This is a genomic window from Acinetobacter sp. 24-47-62 (assembly GCF_056779765.1).
In genome coordinates, this window is the sequence record NZ_JBWYIN010000011.1 from 53086 (window position 1) to 74635 (window position 21550).

Sequence of the window (21550 nt, forward strand, 5' to 3'; positions counted from 1 at the left end):
AATTAACCAACAAACAGCATGTCATGGTTCGGGTTATCAAAGAGTTCTAAGACTTTACCACCACCACGTGTTACGCAAGAAAGCGGATCTTCAGCAACTACTACTGGCAAACCTGTTTCTTGTGACAATAACTTGTCTAAGTTACGTAATAACGCACCACCACCAGTCAACACAATACCGCGCTCCGCGATATCTGATGACAACTCAGGAGGTGTTTGTTCAAGCGCAGATTTCACTGCAGAGACAATGCTTTGCAATGGATCAGTGATTGCTTGAGTAATTTCATCAGAAGTCACCGTAATTGCGCGCGGAACACCTTCCGCCAAGTTACGACCTCGAACTTCGATTTCTAGCACTTTGCCATCTTCATCTGGAAGTGCCATACCCACTTCTTTTTTGATGGTTTCAGCTGTCGTTTCACCAATGACGCAACCGTGTGCTTTACGAACATAATGAATAATTTGTTCGTCAAAAACATCACCACCAATGCGTAATGAGTCTGCATAGACACAACCTTGCAATGAAATGATTGCAATTTCAGTTGTACCACCACCTACGTCTACGACCATCGAACCACATGCTTGCTCAACTGGCATGCCTGCACCAATCGCTGCTGCCATTGGCTCTTCGATTAAACGTACATCACGTGCGCCTGCATTGAATACAGCCTCACGAATCGCACGACGTTCAACCAAAGTTGATTTACATGGCACACACACCACAACACGTGGCGCTGGTGGGAAAAGACGCTTTTCATGCACTTTACCAATAAATTGGTTTAACATGGTCTCAGTGACTTCGAAATCCGCAATCACGCCATCTTTCATTGGACGAATTGCAGAAATATTCGCAGGGGTACGACCAAGCATTTGCTTAGCATCCAAGCCAACAGCGGCAACTATTTTTTGTGAACCACTGTGACGAATTGCCACAACAGTCGGTTCATTTAATATAATGCCCCGTCCTGGCGCATAAATTAGTGTATTAGCGGTGCCTAAATCTATGGCTAGATCTGGCGAAAACAAGCCAATTAGTCGTTTTAGAATCACGGGTCGTTCTCAGTTCAACGTTATATAGACGTAAGATGGCAACTTTAACTAAATGTGATGCTTTGGACAAGTCAATCGCTTATTATAACGCATGATATTTTGAATATTTTTATTACTGATTAGGTGAGACAGCATGTCAGCATCAGATGCTCAGCAATCTGCAGATTTAAATGCACAAACCGTTTCAAGCATTGCACACTTAGCACGCTTGTCTTTGGATGACACTCAATCTGCTGAATATGCTCAAAGTTTGAATAAAATTTTAGGAATGATGGAAACCTTGAAAGGCATTGATACCGAAGGTGTTGAGCCACTAAAGAGTCCATTTGACCATCCGCAGCCATTACGTGAAGACGCTGTGTCTGAACAAAACCATCGTGATGACTATCAAGCCGTTGCACCAGCTGTACAAGACGGTTTGTATCTTGTTCCACGTGTAATTGAATAATTGTTCAGTTTTGCCCTATTTAAATTTTAGTTAAGAATTTTTCTCATGACAGATTTACATCGCTTATCGGTTCGTGAACTTATCGATGGTTTAGCAACCGCTAAATTCTCTTCACGTGAATTGACGCAACATTATTTAAACCGTATTGAAAAAATTGATGCGCAAGTCAAATCTTATGTCACTGTGACTGCTGAACAAGCATTGGCTCAAGCTGATGCAGCTGATGCAGCGATCAAAGCAGGTACAGCGACCACTTTGACTGGTTTACCTATTGCACATAAAGATATTTTCTGTACGCAAGGCATTAAAACCACGGCTGGTTCTAAAATGCTAGACAACTTTATCTCTCCGTACGACGCAACCGTTGTAGCGAAAAGTAAAGCTGCGGGCCTAGTGACTTTAGGTAAAGTGAACATGGACGAATTTGCCATGGGTTCTACATCAGAATCATCTTACTTCGGTGCAACGGCGAACCCTTGGGCTTTAGATCGTGTCCCAGGCGGGTCATCAGGTGGTTCTGCTGCCGCAGTTGCAGCTGACCTTGCACCGTTTGCGACTGGTACAGATACAGGTGGTTCAATCCGTCAACCTGCATCGTTCTGTGGCCTTACAGGCTTAAAACCAACCTATGGTCGTGTATCACGTTTCGGTATGATTGCCTATGCATCATCACTTGACCAAGGTGGCCCAATGGCACGTTCAGCAGAAGACTGTGCGTACCTTATGAACGTGATGGCAGGACATGACGCAAAAGATTCAACCTCTGTACAAAAAGATGCTGATGACTACGTTGCAAACTTGAACGGCACGTCTGTAAAAGGATTACGCATTGGTATTCCTAAACAGTACTTTAATGTTGAAGGTTTGGCTGCTGACGTTAAAGCACGTGTTGAAGAATCTCTAAAAAAATTGGAAGAGATGGGCGCAACGCTTGTTGAAATTGACCTCAACATGACTGAAGCTTATGTTCCAACCTATTACCTGATTGCCCCTGCTGAAGCATCGTCTAACCTGTCACGTTTTGACGGCGTACGTTATGGCTACCGCTGTGAAGATCCAAAAGACATCATGGACTTGTACAAACGTTCTCGTTCTGAAGGTTTTGGTGCTGAAGTTCAACGCCGTATCTTGATTGGTACTTATGCGCTGTCTGCAGGTTATTACGATGCCTACTATGTCAAAGCACAAAAAGTACGTCGTTTAATCCAACAAGATTTCTTAAAAGCATTCGAGTCTGTTGACGTGATTGCTGCGCCATCTGCACCAACAACGGCCTATAAGATTGGTGCAAACCTTTCTCCAGTTGAAATGTACTTGGGCGATATCTATACCATCGCGGTCAACCTTGCAGGTCTTCCTGCGATTAACGCGCCTGTTGGTTTTGATCAAAATAATTTACCTGTTGGCTTACAGTTGATTGGTAACTACTGGTCAGAATCTCAATTGTTGTCTGTGGTGCACCAATACCAACAAGCAACTGATTGGCACACCAAACGCGCTGTAATTGCTGAGGAGAATGCATAATGGCGAAGAATAATGCAAAACCTAAGTCAAATTTGATTGATGGTTGGGAAGTCGTTATTGGTATTGAGATTCACACTCAACTTGCGACTAAATCTAAAATCTTCTCAGGTTCTTCAACTGAATTTGGTCAAGACCCAAATACACAAGCGAGCCTTGTTGATTTGGCAATGCCGGGCGTACTGCCTGTATTGAACAAAGAAGTGGTTGATCTTGCCATTCGCTTTGGTTTGGGTATTGATGCGTATATCGACCAAGCGTCTGTATTTGCACGTAAAAACTATTTCTACCCTGACTCTCCAAAAGGCTACCAAATCAGCCAAATGGACAACCCGATTGTGGGCTTGGGTCATATCGACATCCAACTTGAAGATGGCACAGTAAAACGCATTGGCGTGACACGTGCGCACCTTGAGGAAGATGCAGGTAAATCGATCCATGACCAATTTGAAGGGATGTCAGGCATCGACTTAAACCGTGCAGGGACACCACTTCTTGAGATTGTATCTGAACCCGATATGCGTTCGGTTGAAGAAGCAGTTGCTTACATTAAAGCGATTCACACACTTGTGCGTTGGTTAGGTATTTCTGATGGTAACATGGCGGAAGGTTCATTCCGTGCCGACTGTAACGTATCACTGCGTCGTCCAGGTCAACCATTCGGTACACGTTGTGAATTGAAAAACTTAAACTCATTCCGTTTCATTGAACAAGCGATCAATGTTGAAATTGAACGTCAAATGGAAATCTTGGAATGGGATGGCACCATCGACCAAGAAACGCGTTTGTTCGACCCTGTGAAGATGGAAACGCGTTCTATGCGTTCGAAAGAAGAAGCGAACGATTACCGCTACTTCCCAGATCCAGACTTGTTGCCTGTGATCATTGCAGATGAGCAAATCGAAGCGATTAAAGCGACTATGCCTGAGCTTCCTGCTGCACGTCGTGCGCGTTTTGTAGCGGACTTTGGTGTGACTGAGTACGATGCTCACGTTCTGACATTGACTCGTGAAATGTCAGAGTTTTATGAAGAAGTTGTTAAGGCTGCGGGCGGTGCTGCACAAGGTAAGATTGCTGCAAACTGGGTGATGGGTGAATTCTCAGGGGCGCTGAACAAAGCAGGCTTAGAATTGGCTGATTCTCCTGTATCTGCTGAGAAATTGGGTGGCATGATTGCACGTATTGTGGACAACACGATTAACGGTAAGATTGCAAAACAAGTGTTCGGCTTTATGTGGGAAGAAAGCAAAACTGCGGACGAGATTATTGCTGAAAAAGGCTTGAAACAGGAAACTGATACAGGCGCAATTGAAGCGATTATTAAAGACGTGCTTGCTGCGAACGAGAAAATGGTTGAAGAGTATAAATCTGGTAAAGAGAAAGCCTTTAACGGTCTTGTTGGTCAAGTGATGAAAGCCGCGAAAGGTAAAGCTAACCCTGCTCAAGTCAATGAATTAATGAAGAAATTGATTGGTTAAAACTGATTAATTTTGGAATAAAAAACCCGCTTTAGAGCGGGTTTTTTAATCTAATAAAATGATAGTTTCTATTGAAATGCAGTTTTACTAATCTTCTTACATTCCTCAATCAATTTTATATTCTTTTTATAGTCTTGAATTGTATCAGTATCTAGGTCAAAAAAATATTGATAAGGCATATTTCTAAGAAATCCAAGCTCTTCAATTAATTGCTTAAGTTTTGATTTTTCTAAGCTATAAATTGCAGCCATTTGAAGTATTTCCTGAGGAATTACTGCTATTACCACTTCAGTATAAAAGTTGATTCTTTGGTCTCTCTCTTCATTTTCCAAGTTAATCTCCTTTAATTTTACTTGAATAAAATTTAGTAGATTTTCCAAGGAACGAAAATAATTTATGAACTTATATTGTTTCTCCCAATTAAAATTACCACTTTCTATTTCTATAAATAATTTTCTATAAACTTCTCTATGCTCATTATGCTGAGAGTAAAAAACATTAAGATATTGAAAGTTCTGTAATAAACTACAAAATAAATTATCAAATTGTTGTAATTTTTGAGTTTTCTGAATTTCTTTTTGAGTATTGGCATTATCTTCTAGTGCTTCTGTACTTTTGCTTAATTCTTTACGACTTACTTTTAATGTTTGATATGTCACAAACCATGTAGCAAATAACAGAATTATACTAATGAAACCAATAATTGGATTTAATGTGCCACCAACAAAATCTCCAAATGCTCCCCAAGTTGAAACATAGTCGTCTTTAGCATTAGGTAATAAAAGAGGTAATTGATGTCTTAAAATTGAATTTTCTGTTTTGATTACATCTTGGTAAAAAAAATAATAAAGTTTTGCAAAGTAAAAAAATGTTCCTAATGCAATTAGTACTCCAATTACGCCTAAAAATATTTTTAAATCCTTCATACTAAATTCAACAAATATCTTTTAATATCAAAATTATACTTTATAAAAAAGGGAAATATCTCCTTAAATAGAACTTTTAATAATAGAGCAGACTTAGAACATATATTTAGAACCCTGATCCTCTTGCGCAACAGTGCAGCTCATCCCATTGGGAGAGGGAGTGTCATGTAATTATTTTGATACGCGGTGTTCCCTCTCTTGAGCAATATTTAAAGCATTGCTTTTAAATCGAAGCGCAAGTGATGAGAATCCTCAAAATATATTTTGAGTTCGCAAGGGAGAGGTAAAACAAAAAAATAAAGAAAACACTGTTCTATTTTTCGATCTTCATTTGCCTGCTTTCACTCTTCTATACTGATTTCATCATCAAGAAGAATGAAACAAATCATGAAATCAACAGTACTCAACGCACAAAGCTACGGACAACCCGAAGTCCTCGAATTTACAGACTACGCCCTCCCACCATTAAACACTGAAATGGCACGTATTCAAGTCAAAGCCGCAGGGATTAACCCGATTGATGCACGTCGCATGACAGGTGAATTCAAACATGCACAACTCCCACAAACTTTCGGAACCGAGTTTGCAGGTGTAATCGTAGAAGTAGCTGAAAACAGTGCATGGAAAGTCGGTGACGAAGTGCTGGGTTCAGGTGGAGCATTTACCCATGCAACCGTGATAGACGTTCCTCTCGCCAATTTAGTCGCAAAACCGAAAAATCTAGAATGGTCGATTGCAGGCTCGATTGCAGGAGCAGCTCAAACTGCCATGACCATTTTAGATGAAATTGGTCCAATGCAAAGCTTATTGGTACACGGAGGATCAGGCGGTGTGGGTTCAATCACCATTCAATTGGCAGTGAGTCGTGGCATTACAGTTGTGGCAACAGCATCAGCAAAAAACCAAGACTATATCAGCAGTTTAGGGGCAATTCCTGTCGTGTACGGCGAAGGATTGATTGAGCGTCTGAAACAAGTCCATCCAGATCAATTTGATGCTTCGATTGATATGGCAGGTAACGAAGATGCCACTCAAGCTTCATTGGCAACAGTGAAAAATGGCGGATTTATGGGCACGATTGCAGGACGCAAACTCTCATCTGCTAAAATTCAAGCAGTATGGGTTAAACGTAATGTTTCCAATTTAAAACACGTGGTTGAAGGCGTTGCAAATAACAGCTTCAATTGGACAGTCAGTCGTGAATATCCTTTTACAGAAGCACAGCAAGCCTATCGAGACATTTTAGAGGGTCATACGCAAGGTAAAAGCGTACTGTTATTCAAATAGTTTCTATGCGTACAATGTGAAAAGGCAGGATATCATCCTGCCTTTTCTCTAGTTTGAATTATGATGTTGAGTAACGCCACCCTACATTCATCAATCGATAACTTATTTATTTAATTACCATTTATTAAAATAAGAGATTAGCGAGTGATCCCAAGCTTGTTCCAAATATCTGGGGTGAGGAATGTTGTCACCAATTTATTTAAATCAATATAACGCACCACCCCTTTCAGCTGATTATTCACTTCAGGGTTTTTAATGATTTCTTCGCCTGCACTACGACCCAATGCTTGGAAACTTTCACCAACAGCTTGAATACCCTCAGCTTGAATCACCGCTTTAGTCTGTGTTGAACATTGCTCTACGATCACACGTTGCAAGACTTGCGCTAACTTTTGATCCAATGCCGTACGTTGCTCAGCACTGACATTACTAAAGCCTTTTAAATCAGGATGAGTAGACAGTGCTGAATATGTCCACTGTAATACTGTCGTTTTATCAGCAGCGGTCGTCGACTTGACCAAACAATCACTCAATTGATCTACAGCTGCTCCCGCATTTGAAAATGTCGATAAGCCCATGATCAAAGCCGATGCACACAGTGTACGTAAAGCAGTTTTATTCATTTTTAATGTCATCACTTAAACTCAATTTTCATCGTTGTCATTATCATTTTTGTTGTATCACATTCAGAACGTATTTCCCTACAGATACACTGTAAAACAAGTAAGCACATGAAAATTTAGGTAGTAAATTTGCTAAATCACGCACATCAATGATCATCAATAAAGCTTCAAAACCAGTGGGAATAGACGTGAATTTCAAACTATCAATTTTTTAAATAGTTTTCACCAAAATATATAAATTGGATAAGTAGTTAAAAATCAGTAATGATCTTATTCAGGGCAAAAAACTCGGAATTGAATCATGGAAAGAAGAATTAAGATTGCGCTCATTGGTGGTGGTATTGCTGGATTAGCTTTAATGACCAACCTGGTAAAAAATAAAAAATTTGATGTGCATTTATATGAGTCAGCAGCACAATTTTCAGAAATTGGCGCAGGCATTTCATTTGGTGCCAATGCTGTCAAAGCAATTGAGCTTCTAGGCTTGGGTGAAGAATATCACGCCATTGCGGATACAGTTGCTGCGCCTTATCAAGATATCTGGTTCCAATGGCGTAATGGCTATACCGATGAATACCTATCAGCTTCGATCGCACCTAAAGTCGGTCAATCTTCTGTGCATCGTGCTGATTTTCTAGATGCACTTATTCCATTCGTTCCTTCACAAAATGCACATTTCAATAAACGTGTACAATCTGTTGAAGCTTCAAGCGCTGGTGTTCGTTTAACTTTCCAAGATGGTGAAGTGGTTGAAGCTGATTACGTGATTGGTTGTGATGGTATTCATTCTGTTGTGCGTGATCATGTATTGGCATCGCATCAACTTCCAAAAGTCGATCCTCAATTTTCAGGAACATGGGCTTATCGCGGCATTATCAAGTATTTAGATTTTAAACAGGTTATTGCAGAACTTGGACACGATCCTGAACTTGCAGATGTCCCACAAATGTTATTGGGTAAAGACAAACACATCTTAACTTTCCCTATTCGTAAAGGTGAAGAAATCAATATTGTTGCCTTTAAGTCAGATCGCAAGAATACAACTCTGCCAGAAGGGACTCCTTGGACACGACCAACAACCAAAACTGAAATGCTGGCTGATTTTGCGGATTGGAGTGAGAGCTGTCGCGCATTACTGAACTTAATTGAAAAACCTACCATCTGGGCCCTTCATGAGATTGAGCCACTTAAGACCTATCAGAACAGTGAACACAATGTCATTTTGATTGGTGATGCAGCACATGCGATGTTGCCACACCAAGGAGCTGGTGCTGGTCAAGGTCTTGAAGATGCTTTAATTCTTTCTGCATTATTCAAACATCTGGAACAACACCCTGCGCAAATTTGCACTGAAGATCTTGCACAACTCTCTCATGTCTATGAGCAACTGCGTAAAGAGCGTGCCATTCGTGTACAAAACACGTCACGCGAATCTGGTGAAATTTACGAATTATATTCGCCGCTATATCCAGATTTTGACAGTGTAGGTCAACATTTAGCACACCGTTTTGATTGGTTATGGCAACACGATTTAGAGAAAGACGTTGAACTTGCACAACAACGCTTAGGCCAAGCAATAGAGAAACATCTCGTGGCTGAAGCCATATAAATTAAGCAAAAACATTAACAGGACTGTTATCAACCGATTCATTGACCAGGGAGGTCTCCATGAATACGTTAAATGCAAATGAAATTATTGATCATGCCAAACTCAAAGCCATTCACTGGCGAGTCATCTTACTCAGCGCATTGATTATTATTTTTGATGGCTATGATTTAGTCATTTACGGTGTGGCATTGCCTAAACTGATGCAAGAATGGGCAATCGATCCAATGATGGCGGGCTTCTTAGGAAGTCTTGCCCTCTTTGGCATGATGTTTGGAGCCATCATTTTTGGCAGTATGAGTGACAAACTTGAAAAATATGGTTTTAGTCGAAAAAAACTGATTGCAGTTTGTATTGTCATTTTTAGTGGTTTTACCGTGATGTGTGGCTTAGCGAGCAATCCTCAAGAGTTCGGAATCTATCGCTTTATTGCTGGCTTAGGTCTAGGTGGCGTGATGCCGAACGTTATTACACTCATGACAGAGTATGCGCCTAAACGTTTACGCTCCACCTTAGTGTCATTGATGTTTAGTGGTTACGCTGTCGGCGGAATGTGTTCTGCCATTTTAGGCATGTGGCTAGTACCGCAATTTGGCTGGAAAATCATGTTTATGATTGCAGGTATTCCACTCATTCTATTACCAATCATTTGGAAGTTATTGCCTGAATCCATCGATTATTTGGTTCGTCAAAATAAACATAAAGAAGCTGCTCATATCTTAGAACAAATTGACACAAATCTAAGAATCCCTTCTGATATGCGCATTAGTCTGCATCAAAAAAACCAAGAGTCGTCTAAATCACCAGTGAAAGACTTATTTACTGAAAGTCGTGGTGTAACTACTGTTCTATTCTGGGCAAGTGTCTTTATGGCATTGGTATTGGTATACGCGCTTGGTAACTGGTTACCTAAACTGATGATGGAAGCAGGCTACAACCTCTCAACCAGTTTAGTGTTCCTATTTGCACTCAATATTGGTGGTATGCTGGGTGCAATCTTTGGTGGTTTTTTTGCTGATAAATTCAGTTTACCTAAAGTTCTTTGCACCTTGTTTGTTAGCGGCGCATTTTCCCTATTCTTGTTAAGCTATAACTTACCAACCATGGTGCTTTACTTCTGTGTAGCAATCGCAGGTGCAGCATCGATTGGCGGACAAATTTTATTATTGGCTTATATGTCACAATATTATTCATCTAACATACGTGCGACAGGTCTAGGTATGGCACTTGGCGTAGGTCGTTTAGGCGCGATCTTGGGTCCGATCTTATGTGGATGGTTACTCAGCCTTAATTTGCCGGTGCAATATAATTTCATTGCCTTATCTATCCCTTGTATGATTGCAGTGATCAGTGTGACTGCGATCCATCTGCGCAATAAAAAAATTGCAGGCGCAGCAAACGGCGTTAAAAACGTGGCTTATGAGTAAATGATTCATCAATAACATGTAAGTCATTAAAATAAAAGAGAGAGTTACCTCTCTCTTTTTTTGTTACAGTGGTTATTCGATATAGCGACTGTCTCTAAATATTTACAAGGAATGTAAAGTTGATCGATTTAAGTCTGATTAAAGTTTTTATTATTATTTATCAAACTCAAAATATCAGTCACGCCGCAGAGCGTTTGAATCTCAGCCAACCTTCCGTCACCTATAATTTAAATCGACTGCGGAAAATGCTGAATGATCAGCTTTTTGTACGTGACAAGTTTGGTGTTAAACCCACTAAGCTTGCACAAAGTCTTTATCCAAGTTTTTACGAAGCGATTGTTAAAATTGATATGGCGATTGATTCTGCCAAGCATTTTGACCCGTTAACCTCTTCAAAAGTATTTCGTTTAGGCATTTCTGATTTAGGAGAAATTTGTTTACTTCCCTCGCTGATTGAATATTTAGAACAACATGCTCCCCATATCAAACTTGAAATTGAGGAAATTCACTCAGAAAAAGTAGAGGAATGGCTGGTTGAAGGCTTTTTAGATGTAGCCGTTTTTAATAGCAGTCACACCATTATGCCCAAAATTGAATCTCGAAATTTGTTTGAGGAACGTTATGTCTGTATCGCTAAAAAAGAGCATCCGCGCATACAGCACAAGCTCAGCATGGAAGCGTATTTATCGGAAAAACATGTTGCGATCAAATCGAGTACTGGTCATATTGAAATTGATCAGCGTTTAAAAGAACTCGGTCATTCTCGTCAGATCATGCTTGAAGTCCCCCACTTCAGTGTTTTGCAGAACGTGGTAAAACACTCAGAACTTCTGGTTACACTACCTTCGAGAGCCGCGAAGGTTTATCAGCAGCATACGGATATACAAATTTTTGAACTCCCTTTTGAAGTTCGCCCATTCAATGTCAGTGTTAACTGGTATAACCATAAGGATGACTTAGACGCACGTAAGTGGTTTTGTAAGATTCTAAAAAATATTTTCAGCACGCTCTAAGTTCCCACTCAGACATAAAAAGGCTCGTATATACGAGCCTTTTTTTAATAATTTATATCCATGATGGACACTACTTATCCAAAATAGATTCAAATGCTTTTAGACGTTTACGGATAGAAAGTAGCTCAATAATCGTTTTCCACGAACTCACCAAATATTGGAATGACTCACGAACACGATTGAATACCCCCATAATTTGTTGGATCAATCCCAGTGTCAACAGGCCTGCTGCAATCGCGGGGAATAACACAAATAACATATAGAGATTGTCCAGTTGTCCATACCAACGTGCAAACAAGTTGAAATAGGCATAATGGAAATACAATTTAAAATAGTTAGCACGAATATTCTTAAAAAGTTGTTTTAAGGTTGCAGGTTGCGCACGATTTTCATGGTCTTCGCCGTACACCAACTCTTTACGATATGCCGCTTCCACTTTTTGATTATTAAATTCTAATCCTGGCAGTTTCATACCCACCACCATCAATAAGACAGTACCAAATACCGCCCATCCAATCGCAGCCCATACTAAAGAATATTGCAACTCACCAATAAATGGTAAAACAGGCACTTTCGCAGACAATGCAAATAATAAAGGAAGAAAGGCAATTAACATCAGTACTGCACGTACTAACTCGACCCCTAAATCCTCAACGATCGTTGCAAAACGCATGGTGTCTTCCTGTACACGTTGCGAAGCACCTTCGATATGACGCAATTTCTCCCAATGCTGAACATAGTATTCGTTCATTGCTGTACGCCATCTAAAAATATAGTGACTGGTAAAGAAAGCGCTGATGACCCCTGATGTCACTGAAATACTGGCCAAGCTGATAAAGGTCCATGATTCCGCATAGAGTTTATCCACCTCACCACCACCAGAATTTAAAATCTGTTGAATAGAATCCCAAAATGGTACATACCATGCATTCACAGCAACGCTGACTTGTACCGTTAACCAAATATTAAAAAGGATAAATGCAGAGCCCCATACCGACCAACGCTGCCACGGATTGTCTGATTTTATTTTCCAAAACAGTGCAAATAAGGCGGTCGCCACCAAGAACCATAGATAGAACCACAAAAATTGCGGTGACCAAAAACGACTGATATTAATCGCAAGTTCAGCTTCTGCATAACCTTGAGGAAAACCTAAATATTCGCCCCATTGTTTTCCATCCGCAAAAAACCATAAAGCGAGATTAATAAAAAACCATAAGACGACAGAGAGAAAAAACCACTTTGGGTTCGGAAAAAATGACTTAAACATTCAGCGCTTATATCCCTAATTTTGTTTGAATGAATTTTTTGAATAGTAATCCTAATTCTGTTGAGTCGGTGCGTTTTTTAGAAATTTTTTGTTATATCTATTGCACGCTCAGGATTGTTGTAACATAAAAAAGCCCCGCAATGCAGGGCTTTTCATCGACTTTCATTAATCGCGAGTTTTTACATCGTACAATTCAATTTCAAAGATTAGATTAGAATTGGCTGGGATAATATTCCCCATTTTACGCTCACCATAAGCCAAATGTGCAGGCACAATCAGTTTACGCTTACCCCCAACTTTCATTCCAATAATACCTTGATCCCAGCCTTTAATGACACGACCTGTACCAATCACAGTCTCAAAGTAATTACCACGGTCTAATGATGAATCAAACTTCGTACCATCTTCCAACCAACCAGTATAATGAGTGGTAATTAAAGCACCTTTTACAGCCTCTTTACCTTCACCTACCACCAAGTCAATAATTTCTAATTCAGCCGTCATGTGCTTACTCCAAATTTAATCTTTAAAATCTTAGTAGCTTACTGTAATTGAGTCCACTCAATCTCAGCTTGACCTTGATCAGAAATCAATGTCCACTCGCCATCCATCACATTCAATTGCAGTTGCATTGTACGTTCGCACAATGCTTGGATTTGTGTCGTTGTTTGTTCACTGAGTTGCCAGATTTGCACATTTTTCAATGTTTTCAATTTACTGTTGCGCTTATACCATTCATCCACTGATGATCCATAAGTGACCACCGCAACTTCTTTACAACGCGCACTCGCTTTTTTTACTTTATCTTCGTCTGGACTACCCACTTCAATCCACTTTTCCAACTGACCTGTTAAATCTTTCTGCCAAAGTGCTGGCTCATCAGTTTCAAATAAATCTTTAGTAAATTCTAAATGCTCATCTGCAAAACGAGCATATGCCAATACTCGAACCATCAAACGTTCAATCGTTTCCGACGGATGTAGAGCCATCGTTAACTGATAGTCGCCATATTGATGAACATCCATATTGGCTATGTTTAAATCTGCTTTATAAATCGTCGCTTTTAACGCCATAAGGGTATCCTCAAATTTGGTGCTAAGCATACCCGATTCAGCGTACATTGAGAAAATGCTTTTCAATCCGTCTGTATTCTTAGTTGAATAGTCTAACGATTTTATTGATCATCGATTCGCGCCTTAAGAATTGATTGCTCTAAATGCTCCCAATCTTGATTCTGCTGGGTTATCACTTCAATCCGATTATCCATATTCTCTTCGCCTGATTTGTAATTGAATTGATCAGGATTAAAATTGAATGTCATCCAACCTTGGTTAGTATTGAAGATGCCTTTAATACGTACCCAGTGTTTTAGCTCACAAAGGATGTCTAATAATTCATAAAAATCAAACTGCCAACGTTTTGGAAGCTTCCATCCTGCCACAATATACCCTTGAGCCTGTTCTACGTAATGATACGGCAGTTGCTTTACGGCTGGCATTTCCTCATCAGCTTTGAACTGACGTTGAACCTTGAATAAGGGTTTCATTGAACGCTGAATTCCTACATAAGGATAATCAATTTGTTCTAAGCGAATATTGCCTTGATCAGCTTCAAGCCAATGTGGAATATAAGCTAAATATTGTTGTTTTAAATCAGCCAATTGTTTTCGATCCATGTCATTCATGTCTGTAGCATGGGACACAACCACGACTTGAGCCGCTTTTAACTGATCTTGATATAAGCTTTGCTTCATCCAATCTGAGTCATGTAAACGAGATCCATCAATCACTGTTACTACAGAACGCATCTCAACTAGATATTGCCAATGTGGTTCAGTCAACTGTTCAACCAACTGTGCAGGATGACCCAATCCTGTCGGCTCTATAAATAGTCGATCTGGTTGGGATTCTTGTAATAACCGAGACAATGCAATTTGCATTGGCAATTGACTTGTACAACACAGACATCCACCCAATAGCTCTTTGATTTCATAGCCATCGTCATTTGGCAATAACTGTTGATCAACGCCAATTTGACCAAACTCATTCATCAATACAGCCCATCGCTCATTTTTAGGTTTAAATTTGAGAAGTTGTTGTAAAAGCGTGGTTTTCCCTGCACCTAAAAAACCTGTAATGATATGTGTAGGCACTGACTGAGTTGCAAGTACTTTCAAAATGGATCTCTGAATTTGAAGAGGTGTACGGATTCTTGTCGGAATTTATCTAAAAAACAAGTCTAGGATAATTTTCCTCATAATTTATATGAATGCATGAATTCAAAAGACTAAATGATTGGAATTAAATAGGATAAGTGAACTGTTGAATCAAAATTGAAAATATGTAAATCTATTTCACAGATCATTACTCTGAATTTAATTCAAAACTTCAATTTTGATTTTCTAATCGAACCTTTTCAAATGTAAAACTAAGTAAAAAAATTGCTGTTTTTTTCTTCACCATGACATATTTTTTGACAACTTTATGAGGCATATTGACTCTCATTGAGACAAAAAAACTACATTAAACCTTGGTTTGTTAGTCGTGCGTTAACTATCGTGTTTCACTTTGTTGCATTGATTGCCCAATTGAGCTTCTGGACTTAGGATGAATTTCGTTGACTCGCTAACCGTATTAGAGGCGATTCAGCTTTTAACATTTTACGCGATGATCTAGATTTAATTTCATATTCGCTTCTCTCCTCGGAAAGCTTATGAGATTAAATTCTAATTTATTTTATTGAATAAGGATGCCACTCATGAATTTAGTTAAAACTTTATTAGCAACTACACTTGCCTTCACAGCTTTCTCAACATTTGCTGCAACAGAAGCAAAAGATGAAAAAAAACAGGAAGTGTTGATTTCTTCTCAAGAACAACCAGTGAATGCTGAAACTACTGCTGCTGGTCAACCAACAGCTGCTCAACCGGGTACAGAGGTTGCAGCTGAAGAAGGTACTGAAGCTCCTGTAGCTCAACCTGCTCAGTAATTAATCAAAAATAAATTGACTGAATTTTAGACCAAGTCTTCCCCCGATGGCTTGATCTGATTTAAAGTAGAGCTTTGCTACAGCTCTACTTTTTTATGCCTGTTTTTTTGAATAATTCTCTATAAATTACGATAAACACATATACATAATTATTATCAAACGATATAAATGACAAATAAATCACATATTTTAACCAAAAAGCCAATTTAATTCTAAGCTCGTGACATGAAAATGAAGAAATTTCTTGGGATAGTTATACTCAGCCTATGGCTGATTGCATGTTCCAAACCTTTACCAGAGGATAAACTGGATTATGTAGGACATTGGATTAGCGCGGACAGTCGTGTTCAATTGAATATTACTGCTAATGGTCGTATAGAATATAGTAACAATCAGCTCAGTAAAAAAACCGCCGTTTCAGCTCCAATTAAACAGTTTTCAGATACTGGATTTGAAACAGGTTTAGGTCCTATCAACACGAAATTTATTGTCACTCGTCAACCCTACAAGGATGCACAAGGCAACTGGTACATGATTGTCGATGGACATACCCTCGCCAAGCTACAAAATCCATAAAAAAAGACTTCACCATGTGAAGTCTTTTTTTCTTAAACCGATTTCTTATATATGCTGCAAGAAGGATGATGATTTTCATTCAAACGAGCAATTTTACGATGCTCAGCAGCTTCAAAACGACAACGTTTCCAGTCATTATCTAGGTTTAGCGGTGGAATTTGTTTTGGTTTCCCATGTTCATCCACAGCGACCATTGTGAAATAACAACTATTGGTATGTCGTACCGTACGTTTTTGAATATTTTGTGCTTCAACGCGGATCCCAATTTCCATTGAGGTACGCCCCACATGATTCACACTGGCTAAAAAAGTCACCAACTCACCCACGTGGATTGGTTCTTTAAAGTTCACTTTATCAACAGATAAAGTTACCACATAAGAACCTGAATATCGACTTGCACACGCATAAGCAACTTGGTCAAGCAGCTTTAAAATTGTTCCACCATGTACATTACCTGAGAAATTCGCCATATCCGGCGTCATTAATACAGACATCGTTAATTCAGACTGATCATCTGCAAGCGGTAACGCTTGGTTAAATTCGGACATAAATATTAGAACTCAATCATGACAGGAGATTTAATACACTATTATAACTTTTTTCTTGATTATAAAATGTTTAATTCAGAAACAAACTCCAATAATTTCAAGGCTTGATAGCTTAAAAGTATCAGAGGAAATCGTTCACTCTCAGAAGCTATGATAAATTTGCTTAAAATTTATTCATCTTTGACTAAACGAAGCATCTCAGCAGAAATATTATCGTATTTTAACTTTAACGATGCTTGATTCTTGACTTGAATTTCATAGGTTTCATCATAGTTAATTCGTATTATTTCGAATGTAATATCTGAATTTGACGCTAAATAAACAATTTGACCAACTTGAAAAACTGACACACTACACCTTAATTTATATTTCATCTTTTTAAGGGTTAGATAAAGTACTAACCCTCGTTTTTATCACCCCAATATACCAATCATTCAATTTATAACAATGATTTTACTTATTTTTTATATATATTTTATGAGACAATTAAGATCTGATTCAATTTAGCAATTTAAACAAACAGCTCTTTTACTATCATCATGGGCAGGATACTGATGAGCATCATATTGTCCTATCGTCCGATGACGTATCTGATCTAATAAACTAACTTTGTTCAATGCTGCAGTCATACCTGCTTGAATCGTATTTTCACGACCCTTAACATCAAAGATATGTGCTTTTTCTCTTAGATCTGGCTGTATCACAATATCTGCATTTTTTAGCTCGTTATACGCGATCTTATTTTGCATAATATTTATATTTTGATTAAACATCCCCCACACATTCGAGGTTTCCGTGTGCTCTGGCTGGGCTAAAATATCAACAGCAATGACAATATCTGCCCCTAATTCTCTCGCCACATTGACTGGTACAGGGCTCACTAAACCGCCATCAACATAATCCTTATCAGCAATTTTTACGGGAATAAACATGCTTGGAATAGAGATAGAAGCTCTCACTGCTTGGCCAGTATTACCATAGTTAAATACTGTTAAATTTCCATTTTTTAACTCTGTTGCCACCACATACATTGGAATAGGAAGCTGTTCTAAGGGCATAAAGTCCACTTGTTTATTGACATAGTTCTCAACCTTAGCGCCATCAAAAAATCCTTGAATACCAATGTTAAAATCACGTACATCATTGACTTGCATATTTAATGCAACTTCACGTAACGATTTTGCTGATTTTCCACTGGCATATATTGACCCGACTATACTCCCTGCGCTGGTACCAACAATAAAATCAGGCTTGATTCCACGTTGCTCTAAAACTTCAATGACGCCAATATGCGCATAGCCTCGCGCTCCCCCACTCCCAAGCACCAATGCAATACTCGGAGCGTCAGTTTTCTTATGCTTATTTTTAATGATATGAGATGAAGCATCCACCAAAGGAGTAGACACTGATTTTGAAAGCTGAGCTTTGGTTACAACCTGTTGACAGCCTTGTAAGCCAATCAAAGGTAAGAGGGAAATCAGGAGTACAAACTTCTTCATTGCATCAGAAATTAAAAATCTAAACTGAATGAAAGCATATCATTGACAGGTCGTCTGTATGAATTTTTTATGACAAAAAGCCCCAGATGAGGGGCTTTTTGTAAATGACACTTTCTTAAAAAATCTTCAGATTAAGCAAAGAATTTTAGAATCATCTGAATCACTGTTGCGTTGATTAAGTCAACAAAGAAGGCGCCACATAAAGGTACAATTAAGAATGCTTTATGTGAAGGACCATACATATTTGTAATCGCCTGCATGTTTGCAACTGCTGTTGGTGTTGCTCCCATACCGAAACCACAGTGACCTGCTGCAAGAACTGCTGCATCGTAGTTTTTACCCATCACACGGAAAGTGACAAATGCTGCGTACAATGCCATAGTTAAGGTTTGAGCTGTTAAGATCACAACCAATGGGCCTGCAAGATCAGCCAATTGCCACAACTTAAGTGAAAGAAGTGCCATTGCTAGGTATAACGATAAAGAGGCATTACCAAATACATCAATTGCACGATCGAAGATTTCCACTTTCATGAGACCTTCGAGGATGTTACGCAGGATAACACCACCACCTAATGCCCAAACGAAAGTTGGAAGCTCAAACCAAGTGCCTTTACTATAACCTGTCATAAATTCAGCAAATGCCAAACACGCAGCAAATAACCCTAATGTGGTAATCGCATTGTCCGCAGTGATTAAACGAACTTGATTACGGTTTTCAAAAGGCACAAACTCGCCTTGATCATTCGGATTTGCAATTGCATTCACATCACGTGTGTCTTTTTCAACCGAATTAGTCACTGGTGATGAAAGCTGGTGCTTATTAATCAATAATTTCGCTAATGGACCACCAATCAAACCACCAATAATCAAACCAAATGTCGCACTTGCCATACCCAGTGCTAAAGCACCTTGAATACCATGCTCGACTTCTAAAATCTCACCCCATGCACCAGCAGTACCATGACCACCCGTTAAGGTAATAGAACCTGCAATTAAACCAATAAGTGGATCAATACCAAGTAACGTTGCAAGGCTCATACCGACAAAGTTTTGTACGATAATAAATGATGCGACACAGATCAGGAAGATCACCAGTCCCATACCACCTTCTTTGAGTTTGGCGAAGTTTGCACTCAAACCAATCGAGGCAAAAAACACCAACATGAAACTGGTTTGCAATTCACTACTCGTGGTAATGCTGTAACCCCACAAATTGTGAACAATTAACGAAACTATGGCAGCAACCAAACCACCAGCTACAGGCTCTGGGATATTATATTTTTTTAAGAAGTCGATTTTGTTGACAAGAAAACGGCCAAGCAATAAAACTATTACTGCAGCAATTAACGTGTAAAAAGCGTTAAAAGTAAATTCCATCATTAATTCTCAGCAAATACAGATGACTGTTAATTCATATTATGCTTGTTTTTTAATCAATAAGATTTATTTCGAATCTCACATCCAAAAATAAACATATCCTTATTCAATATTGATTATCTAAAAGAATAGATAAAATTTTTAATTGAGTAACAATATATTAATTCCTCGATTTCATTGGATTCAATCTTGTTAATAAAAAACATACACTTTTCAAAATAAATCAGTAGCACAAAACGCACTCTATTCTTAGACATGCGTTTTGCTAGATACAATTGATTTATGGCTCAAACAAACACTTAAATATGTTTTAGTGAACTTAAAATGATTAAGAAATTCCTGATGATCAGGACTGCTCACTGTTTAAGCCGAACATTATGCACTTTTTTTTATAATTCGCATTACTTTTGTTTATTCAATCAGCAAAATTCAGACATTCTTTAGTCTGAACTGATGAATGACAAGTGAAAAAAACCGAGACTATGCTCGGTTTTTTTATAAATCATGCTTAGAAGCTGTATTTCGCCATTAGGCCTACACGGTCATCATTATAGCTCTGACCTGCGAAAGTCTCACGCTTACCATTGATATATTCAACACCTAGATCAACAGGTTTCACAGGTGTGTAAATGAAGTTAATCCAGGCTTGTTGAACAGTTTCATTTGCACTTGGGTTAGTTTTAGCATATCCCGTGCTGTCATCAGCATAATGTGCGCCATAAGCCAGTGTTGAGCGTAACTGAGGTGAGAACTTATATGTAGCACCCACTTGCGTTGCAATAAACTCATTTTGTTCAATGTTGTTATTTGCATCGACAACATAAGCACTATTTGAGCCATATAAATAGTTGCTGTTTCCTTTTACATAAGACACGTCAGCAGATACTTTGAGTGGTTCGCTAATTTGGTAATTTGTACCGATCGCTACACCAAAACCAGTCTTATCATCACCAGCGGTATCAGATTTATAATTTTCGATTAAGGCACGAGCTGAAGCATTACCTTTACCCTCTGCATAAGCTTGCGTGACTTTTGCAGTTAAAGTTGGAAGGCGGTATTTAATACCATCTCCAGTAGAATTACCCTCTTCAGCTGAAATAAATAATTGAGTTGTTGGCGCTAATTTGTGAGACCAACGCACTTGCGGTAAACGGTTTGTTCCGCCACCAATGTTGGTACCAAAATCGATCATCTCTGGAGCATGATTTGACAAGAAGTTTGAAGTAGTTTGACCGAATAACCAATTATTTAGTGTTAAATACGCATGACGAATACGTAATGCTTCATTTGAGCCTGCAAAGTCAACTTCTACTTTACCACCAACATCTGCCCCTTCTACTTTAGATTTGAAATCTAAACCAAGACGTGTTGTTTTTGCAGTTGCACGTAATTTATCTTCAACTAACGGATTATTACTCGTTCCAACGCTGTTTACAGCATTAAAGTCATTGTCAGCACCTTCAATGATATAGTTCGCATCCCCACGTACAAAACCATATAGATTCACTTCAGCACCTGCTTTAGTTTTCAAGTTTGTAGGCGCTGCTGCTACTGGTTGAGCTTTAACTTCAGCCAATTGTACTTGCTGCTGTTGTTGTACTTGATGTTGCTGTTGAATTAAAGCTTTTAACGCTTCAACTTCTTGGCGTAATTTTTGAATTTCATCTTTTTCAGTCGCTGCTTGTGCAGTAGAAACTGCTAAAGTTGCAACTGCGATTGCTAAACTTTTCTTTAAAAATGTTTGATGTTTTGATTGACTCATTAAAAATCTCCAATTATTTCATCTTACATCCGTGCATATATGCTTGGTCAACCTGCTGAATCCCAATCACAACGTTTGATTAATTTAAAATAATCAACGATGCACTAAACTGCTTTTTTTAAAATTTGATGAATTGATTAAAATAAATAC

The 21550-nt window shown here is 38.8% G+C and carries 21 protein-coding genes; 9 read left to right on the forward strand and 12 right to left on the reverse strand.

The features are described 5' to 3' along the window. Positions 1–2: 2 nt before the first annotated feature. The gene (locus AC1M87_RS09915; RefSeq protein ID WP_035269793.1) at positions 3–1049 is read right to left on the reverse strand and encodes a rod shape-determining protein; all 1047 of its coding nucleotides are present in this window, start codon (positions 1047–1049) and stop codon (positions 3–5) included. Between the two features lie 133 nt (positions 1050–1182). On the opposite strand from AC1M87_RS09915, the gene gatC reads away from it, so the two are divergent. The 3 genes from gatC to gatB are packed head-to-tail and all read left to right on the forward strand — an operon-like array spanning position 1183 to position 4496. Beyond that, positions 1183–1497, forward strand: a complete 315-nt coding sequence (gene gatC / locus AC1M87_RS09920) for an Asp-tRNA(Asn)/Glu-tRNA(Gln) amidotransferase subunit GatC (protein ID WP_035269791.1) — start codon at positions 1183–1185, stop codon at positions 1495–1497. 45 nt (positions 1498–1542) lie between these two features. Then, positions 1543–3021, forward strand: coding sequence for an Asp-tRNA(Asn)/Glu-tRNA(Gln) amidotransferase subunit GatA (gene gatA / locus AC1M87_RS09925; RefSeq protein WP_481593599.1), 1479 nt, complete (start codon positions 1543–1545; stop codon positions 3019–3021). Further along, positions 3021–4496: an Asp-tRNA(Asn)/Glu-tRNA(Gln) amidotransferase subunit GatB gene (gene gatB, locus AC1M87_RS09930; RefSeq protein WP_481593600.1), complete on the forward strand. Its 1476-nt coding sequence runs from the start codon at positions 3021–3023 to the stop codon at positions 4494–4496. The genes gatA and gatB overlap by 1 nt, the downstream gene beginning before the upstream one ends. 68 nt (positions 4497–4564) lie before the next feature. Here the strand turns inward: gatB and AC1M87_RS09935 are convergent, their stop codons facing one another. Continuing rightward, complete coding sequence (locus AC1M87_RS09935; RefSeq protein ID WP_481593601.1) at positions 4565–5422, reverse strand: putative phage abortive infection protein; 858 nt, start codon at positions 5420–5422, stop codon at positions 4565–4567. A 387-nt stretch (positions 5423–5809) separates the two neighbouring features. Between AC1M87_RS09935 and AC1M87_RS09940 the strand changes: the two genes are divergently transcribed. After that, positions 5810–6709, forward strand: a complete 900-nt coding sequence (locus AC1M87_RS09940) for an NADP-dependent oxidoreductase (protein ID WP_481593602.1) — start codon at positions 5810–5812, stop codon at positions 6707–6709. 137 nt (positions 6710–6846) lie between these two features. Here the strand turns inward: AC1M87_RS09940 and AC1M87_RS09945 are convergent, their stop codons facing one another. Continuing rightward, entirely contained in the window at positions 6847–7332 is a 486-nt protein-coding gene (locus AC1M87_RS09945; protein WP_481593603.1) for a hypothetical protein, read from the reverse strand. A 301-nt stretch (positions 7333–7633) separates the two neighbouring features. Between AC1M87_RS09945 and salA the strand changes: the two genes are divergently transcribed. From salA to AC1M87_RS09960, 3 genes are all read left to right on the forward strand, one after another. Beyond that, complete coding sequence (gene salA, locus AC1M87_RS09950; protein ID WP_481593604.1) at positions 7634–8941, forward strand: salicylate 1-monooxygenase; 1308 nt, start codon at positions 7634–7636, stop codon at positions 8939–8941. 59 nt (positions 8942–9000) lie between these two features. Next, on the forward strand, positions 9001–10365 hold the full coding sequence (locus tag AC1M87_RS09955) for an aromatic acid/H+ symport family MFS transporter (protein ID WP_481593605.1): 1365 nt from the start codon (positions 9001–9003) through the stop codon (positions 10363–10365). A 122-nt stretch (positions 10366–10487) separates the two neighbouring features. Then, entirely contained in the window at positions 10488–11378 is an 891-nt protein-coding gene (locus tag AC1M87_RS09960; protein WP_481593644.1) for a LysR family transcriptional regulator, read from the forward strand. 70 nt (positions 11379–11448) lie between these two features. On the opposite strand, the gene sbmA is transcribed toward AC1M87_RS09960, so the two are convergent. The 4 genes from sbmA to AC1M87_RS09980 all read right to left on the reverse strand — a co-directional run bounded on the left by sbmA (position 11449) and on the right by AC1M87_RS09980 (position 14824). Then, positions 11449–12648, reverse strand: coding sequence for a peptide antibiotic transporter SbmA (gene sbmA, locus AC1M87_RS09965; protein ID WP_481589098.1), 1200 nt, complete (start codon positions 12646–12648; stop codon positions 11449–11451). Between the two features lie 165 nt (positions 12649–12813). Continuing rightward, on the reverse strand, positions 12814–13152 hold the full coding sequence (locus tag AC1M87_RS09970) for an FKBP-type peptidyl-prolyl cis-trans isomerase (RefSeq protein ID WP_035268363.1): 339 nt from the start codon (positions 13150–13152) through the stop codon (positions 12814–12816). Between the two features lie 38 nt (positions 13153–13190). Beyond that, entirely contained in the window at positions 13191–13721 is a 531-nt protein-coding gene (locus tag AC1M87_RS09975) for a YaeQ family protein (protein WP_481593645.1), read from the reverse strand. Positions 13722–13822: 101 nt separating this feature from the next. After that, entirely contained in the window at positions 13823–14824 is a 1002-nt protein-coding gene (locus AC1M87_RS09980; RefSeq protein WP_481593606.1) for a CobW family GTP-binding protein, read from the reverse strand. Between the two features lie 581 nt (positions 14825–15405). Here AC1M87_RS09980 and AC1M87_RS09985 point away from each other — a divergent pair. Beyond that, entirely contained in the window at positions 15406–15636 is a 231-nt protein-coding gene (locus AC1M87_RS09985; protein WP_035268355.1) for a hypothetical protein, read from the forward strand. Positions 15637–15987: 351 nt separating this feature from the next. Next, entirely contained in the window at positions 15988–16212 is a 225-nt protein-coding gene (locus tag AC1M87_RS09990) for a hypothetical protein (protein WP_180028077.1), read from the forward strand. 32 nt (positions 16213–16244) lie between these two features. Here the strand turns inward: AC1M87_RS09990 and AC1M87_RS09995 are convergent, their stop codons facing one another. The 5 genes from AC1M87_RS09995 to AC1M87_RS10015 form a co-directional block, all read right to left on the reverse strand. Beyond that, positions 16245–16760, reverse strand: a complete 516-nt coding sequence (locus AC1M87_RS09995; RefSeq protein WP_035268353.1) for an acyl-CoA thioesterase — start codon at positions 16758–16760, stop codon at positions 16245–16247. Between the two features lie 170 nt (positions 16761–16930). Beyond that, positions 16931–17110, reverse strand: a complete 180-nt coding sequence (locus tag AC1M87_RS10000; protein WP_035268348.1) for a hypothetical protein — start codon at positions 17108–17110, stop codon at positions 16931–16933. 153 nt (positions 17111–17263) lie between these two features. Further along, positions 17264–18259: a patatin-like phospholipase family protein gene (locus AC1M87_RS10005; protein WP_481593607.1), complete on the reverse strand. Its 996-nt coding sequence runs from the start codon at positions 18257–18259 to the stop codon at positions 17264–17266. Positions 18260–18390: 131 nt separating this feature from the next. Continuing rightward, entirely contained in the window at positions 18391–19638 is a 1248-nt protein-coding gene (gltS, locus tag AC1M87_RS10010; RefSeq protein ID WP_481593646.1) for a sodium/glutamate symporter, read from the reverse strand. 508 nt (positions 19639–20146) lie between these two features. Further along, positions 20147–21400 carry a DcaP family trimeric outer membrane transporter gene (locus tag AC1M87_RS10015; protein ID WP_481593608.1) on the reverse strand — a complete coding sequence of 418 codons (1254 nt, stop codon included), beginning with the start codon at positions 21398–21400 and terminating at the stop codon, positions 20147–20149. Positions 21401–21550: the final 150 nt, after the last annotated feature.

Bases quoted from the DNA above. Each gene is read 5' to 3' on its own strand.
- gatC (WP_035269791.1), top strand. From the start codon at position 1,183: ATGTCAGCATCAGATGCTCAGCAATCTGCAGATTTAAATGCACAAACC.
- gatA (WP_481593599.1), top strand. From the start codon at position 1,543: ATGACAGATTTACATCGCTTATCGGTTCGTGAACTTATCGATGGTTTA.
- gatB (WP_481593600.1), top strand. From the start codon at position 3,021: ATGGCGAAGAATAATGCAAAACCTAAGTCAAATTTGATTGATGGTTGG.
- AC1M87_RS09935 (WP_481593601.1), bottom strand. From the start codon at position 5,422: ATGAAGGATTTAAAAATATTTTTAGGCGTAATTGGAGTACTAATTGCA.
- AC1M87_RS09940 (WP_481593602.1), top strand. From the start codon at position 5,810: ATGAAATCAACAGTACTCAACGCACAAAGCTACGGACAACCCGAAGTC.
- AC1M87_RS09945 (WP_481593603.1), bottom strand. From the start codon at position 7,332: ATGAATAAAACTGCTTTACGTACACTGTGTGCATCGGCTTTGATCATG.
- salA (WP_481593604.1), top strand. From the start codon at position 7,634: ATGGAAAGAAGAATTAAGATTGCGCTCATTGGTGGTGGTATTGCTGGA.
- AC1M87_RS09955 (WP_481593605.1), top strand. From the start codon at position 9,001: ATGAATACGTTAAATGCAAATGAAATTATTGATCATGCCAAACTCAAA.
- sbmA (WP_481589098.1), bottom strand. From the start codon at position 12,648: ATGTTTAAGTCATTTTTTCCGAACCCAAAGTGGTTTTTTCTCTCTGTC.
- AC1M87_RS09970 (WP_035268363.1), bottom strand. From the start codon at position 13,152: ATGACGGCTGAATTAGAAATTATTGACTTGGTGGTAGGTGAAGGTAAA.
- AC1M87_RS09975 (WP_481593645.1), bottom strand. From the start codon at position 13,721: ATGGCGTTAAAAGCGACGATTTATAAAGCAGATTTAAACATAGCCAAT.
- AC1M87_RS09985 (WP_035268355.1), top strand. From the start codon at position 15,406: ATGAATTTAGTTAAAACTTTATTAGCAACTACACTTGCCTTCACAGCT.
- AC1M87_RS09995 (WP_035268353.1), bottom strand. From the start codon at position 16,760: ATGTCCGAATTTAACCAAGCGTTACCGCTTGCAGATGATCAGTCTGAA.
- AC1M87_RS10005 (WP_481593607.1), bottom strand. From the start codon at position 18,259: ATGAAGAAGTTTGTACTCCTGATTTCCCTCTTACCTTTGATTGGCTTA.
- gltS (WP_481593646.1), bottom strand. From the start codon at position 19,638: ATGGAATTTACTTTTAACGCTTTTTACACGTTAATTGCTGCAGTAATA.
- AC1M87_RS10015 (WP_481593608.1), bottom strand. From the start codon at position 21,400: ATGAGTCAATCAAAACATCAAACATTTTTAAAGAAAAGTTTAGCAATC.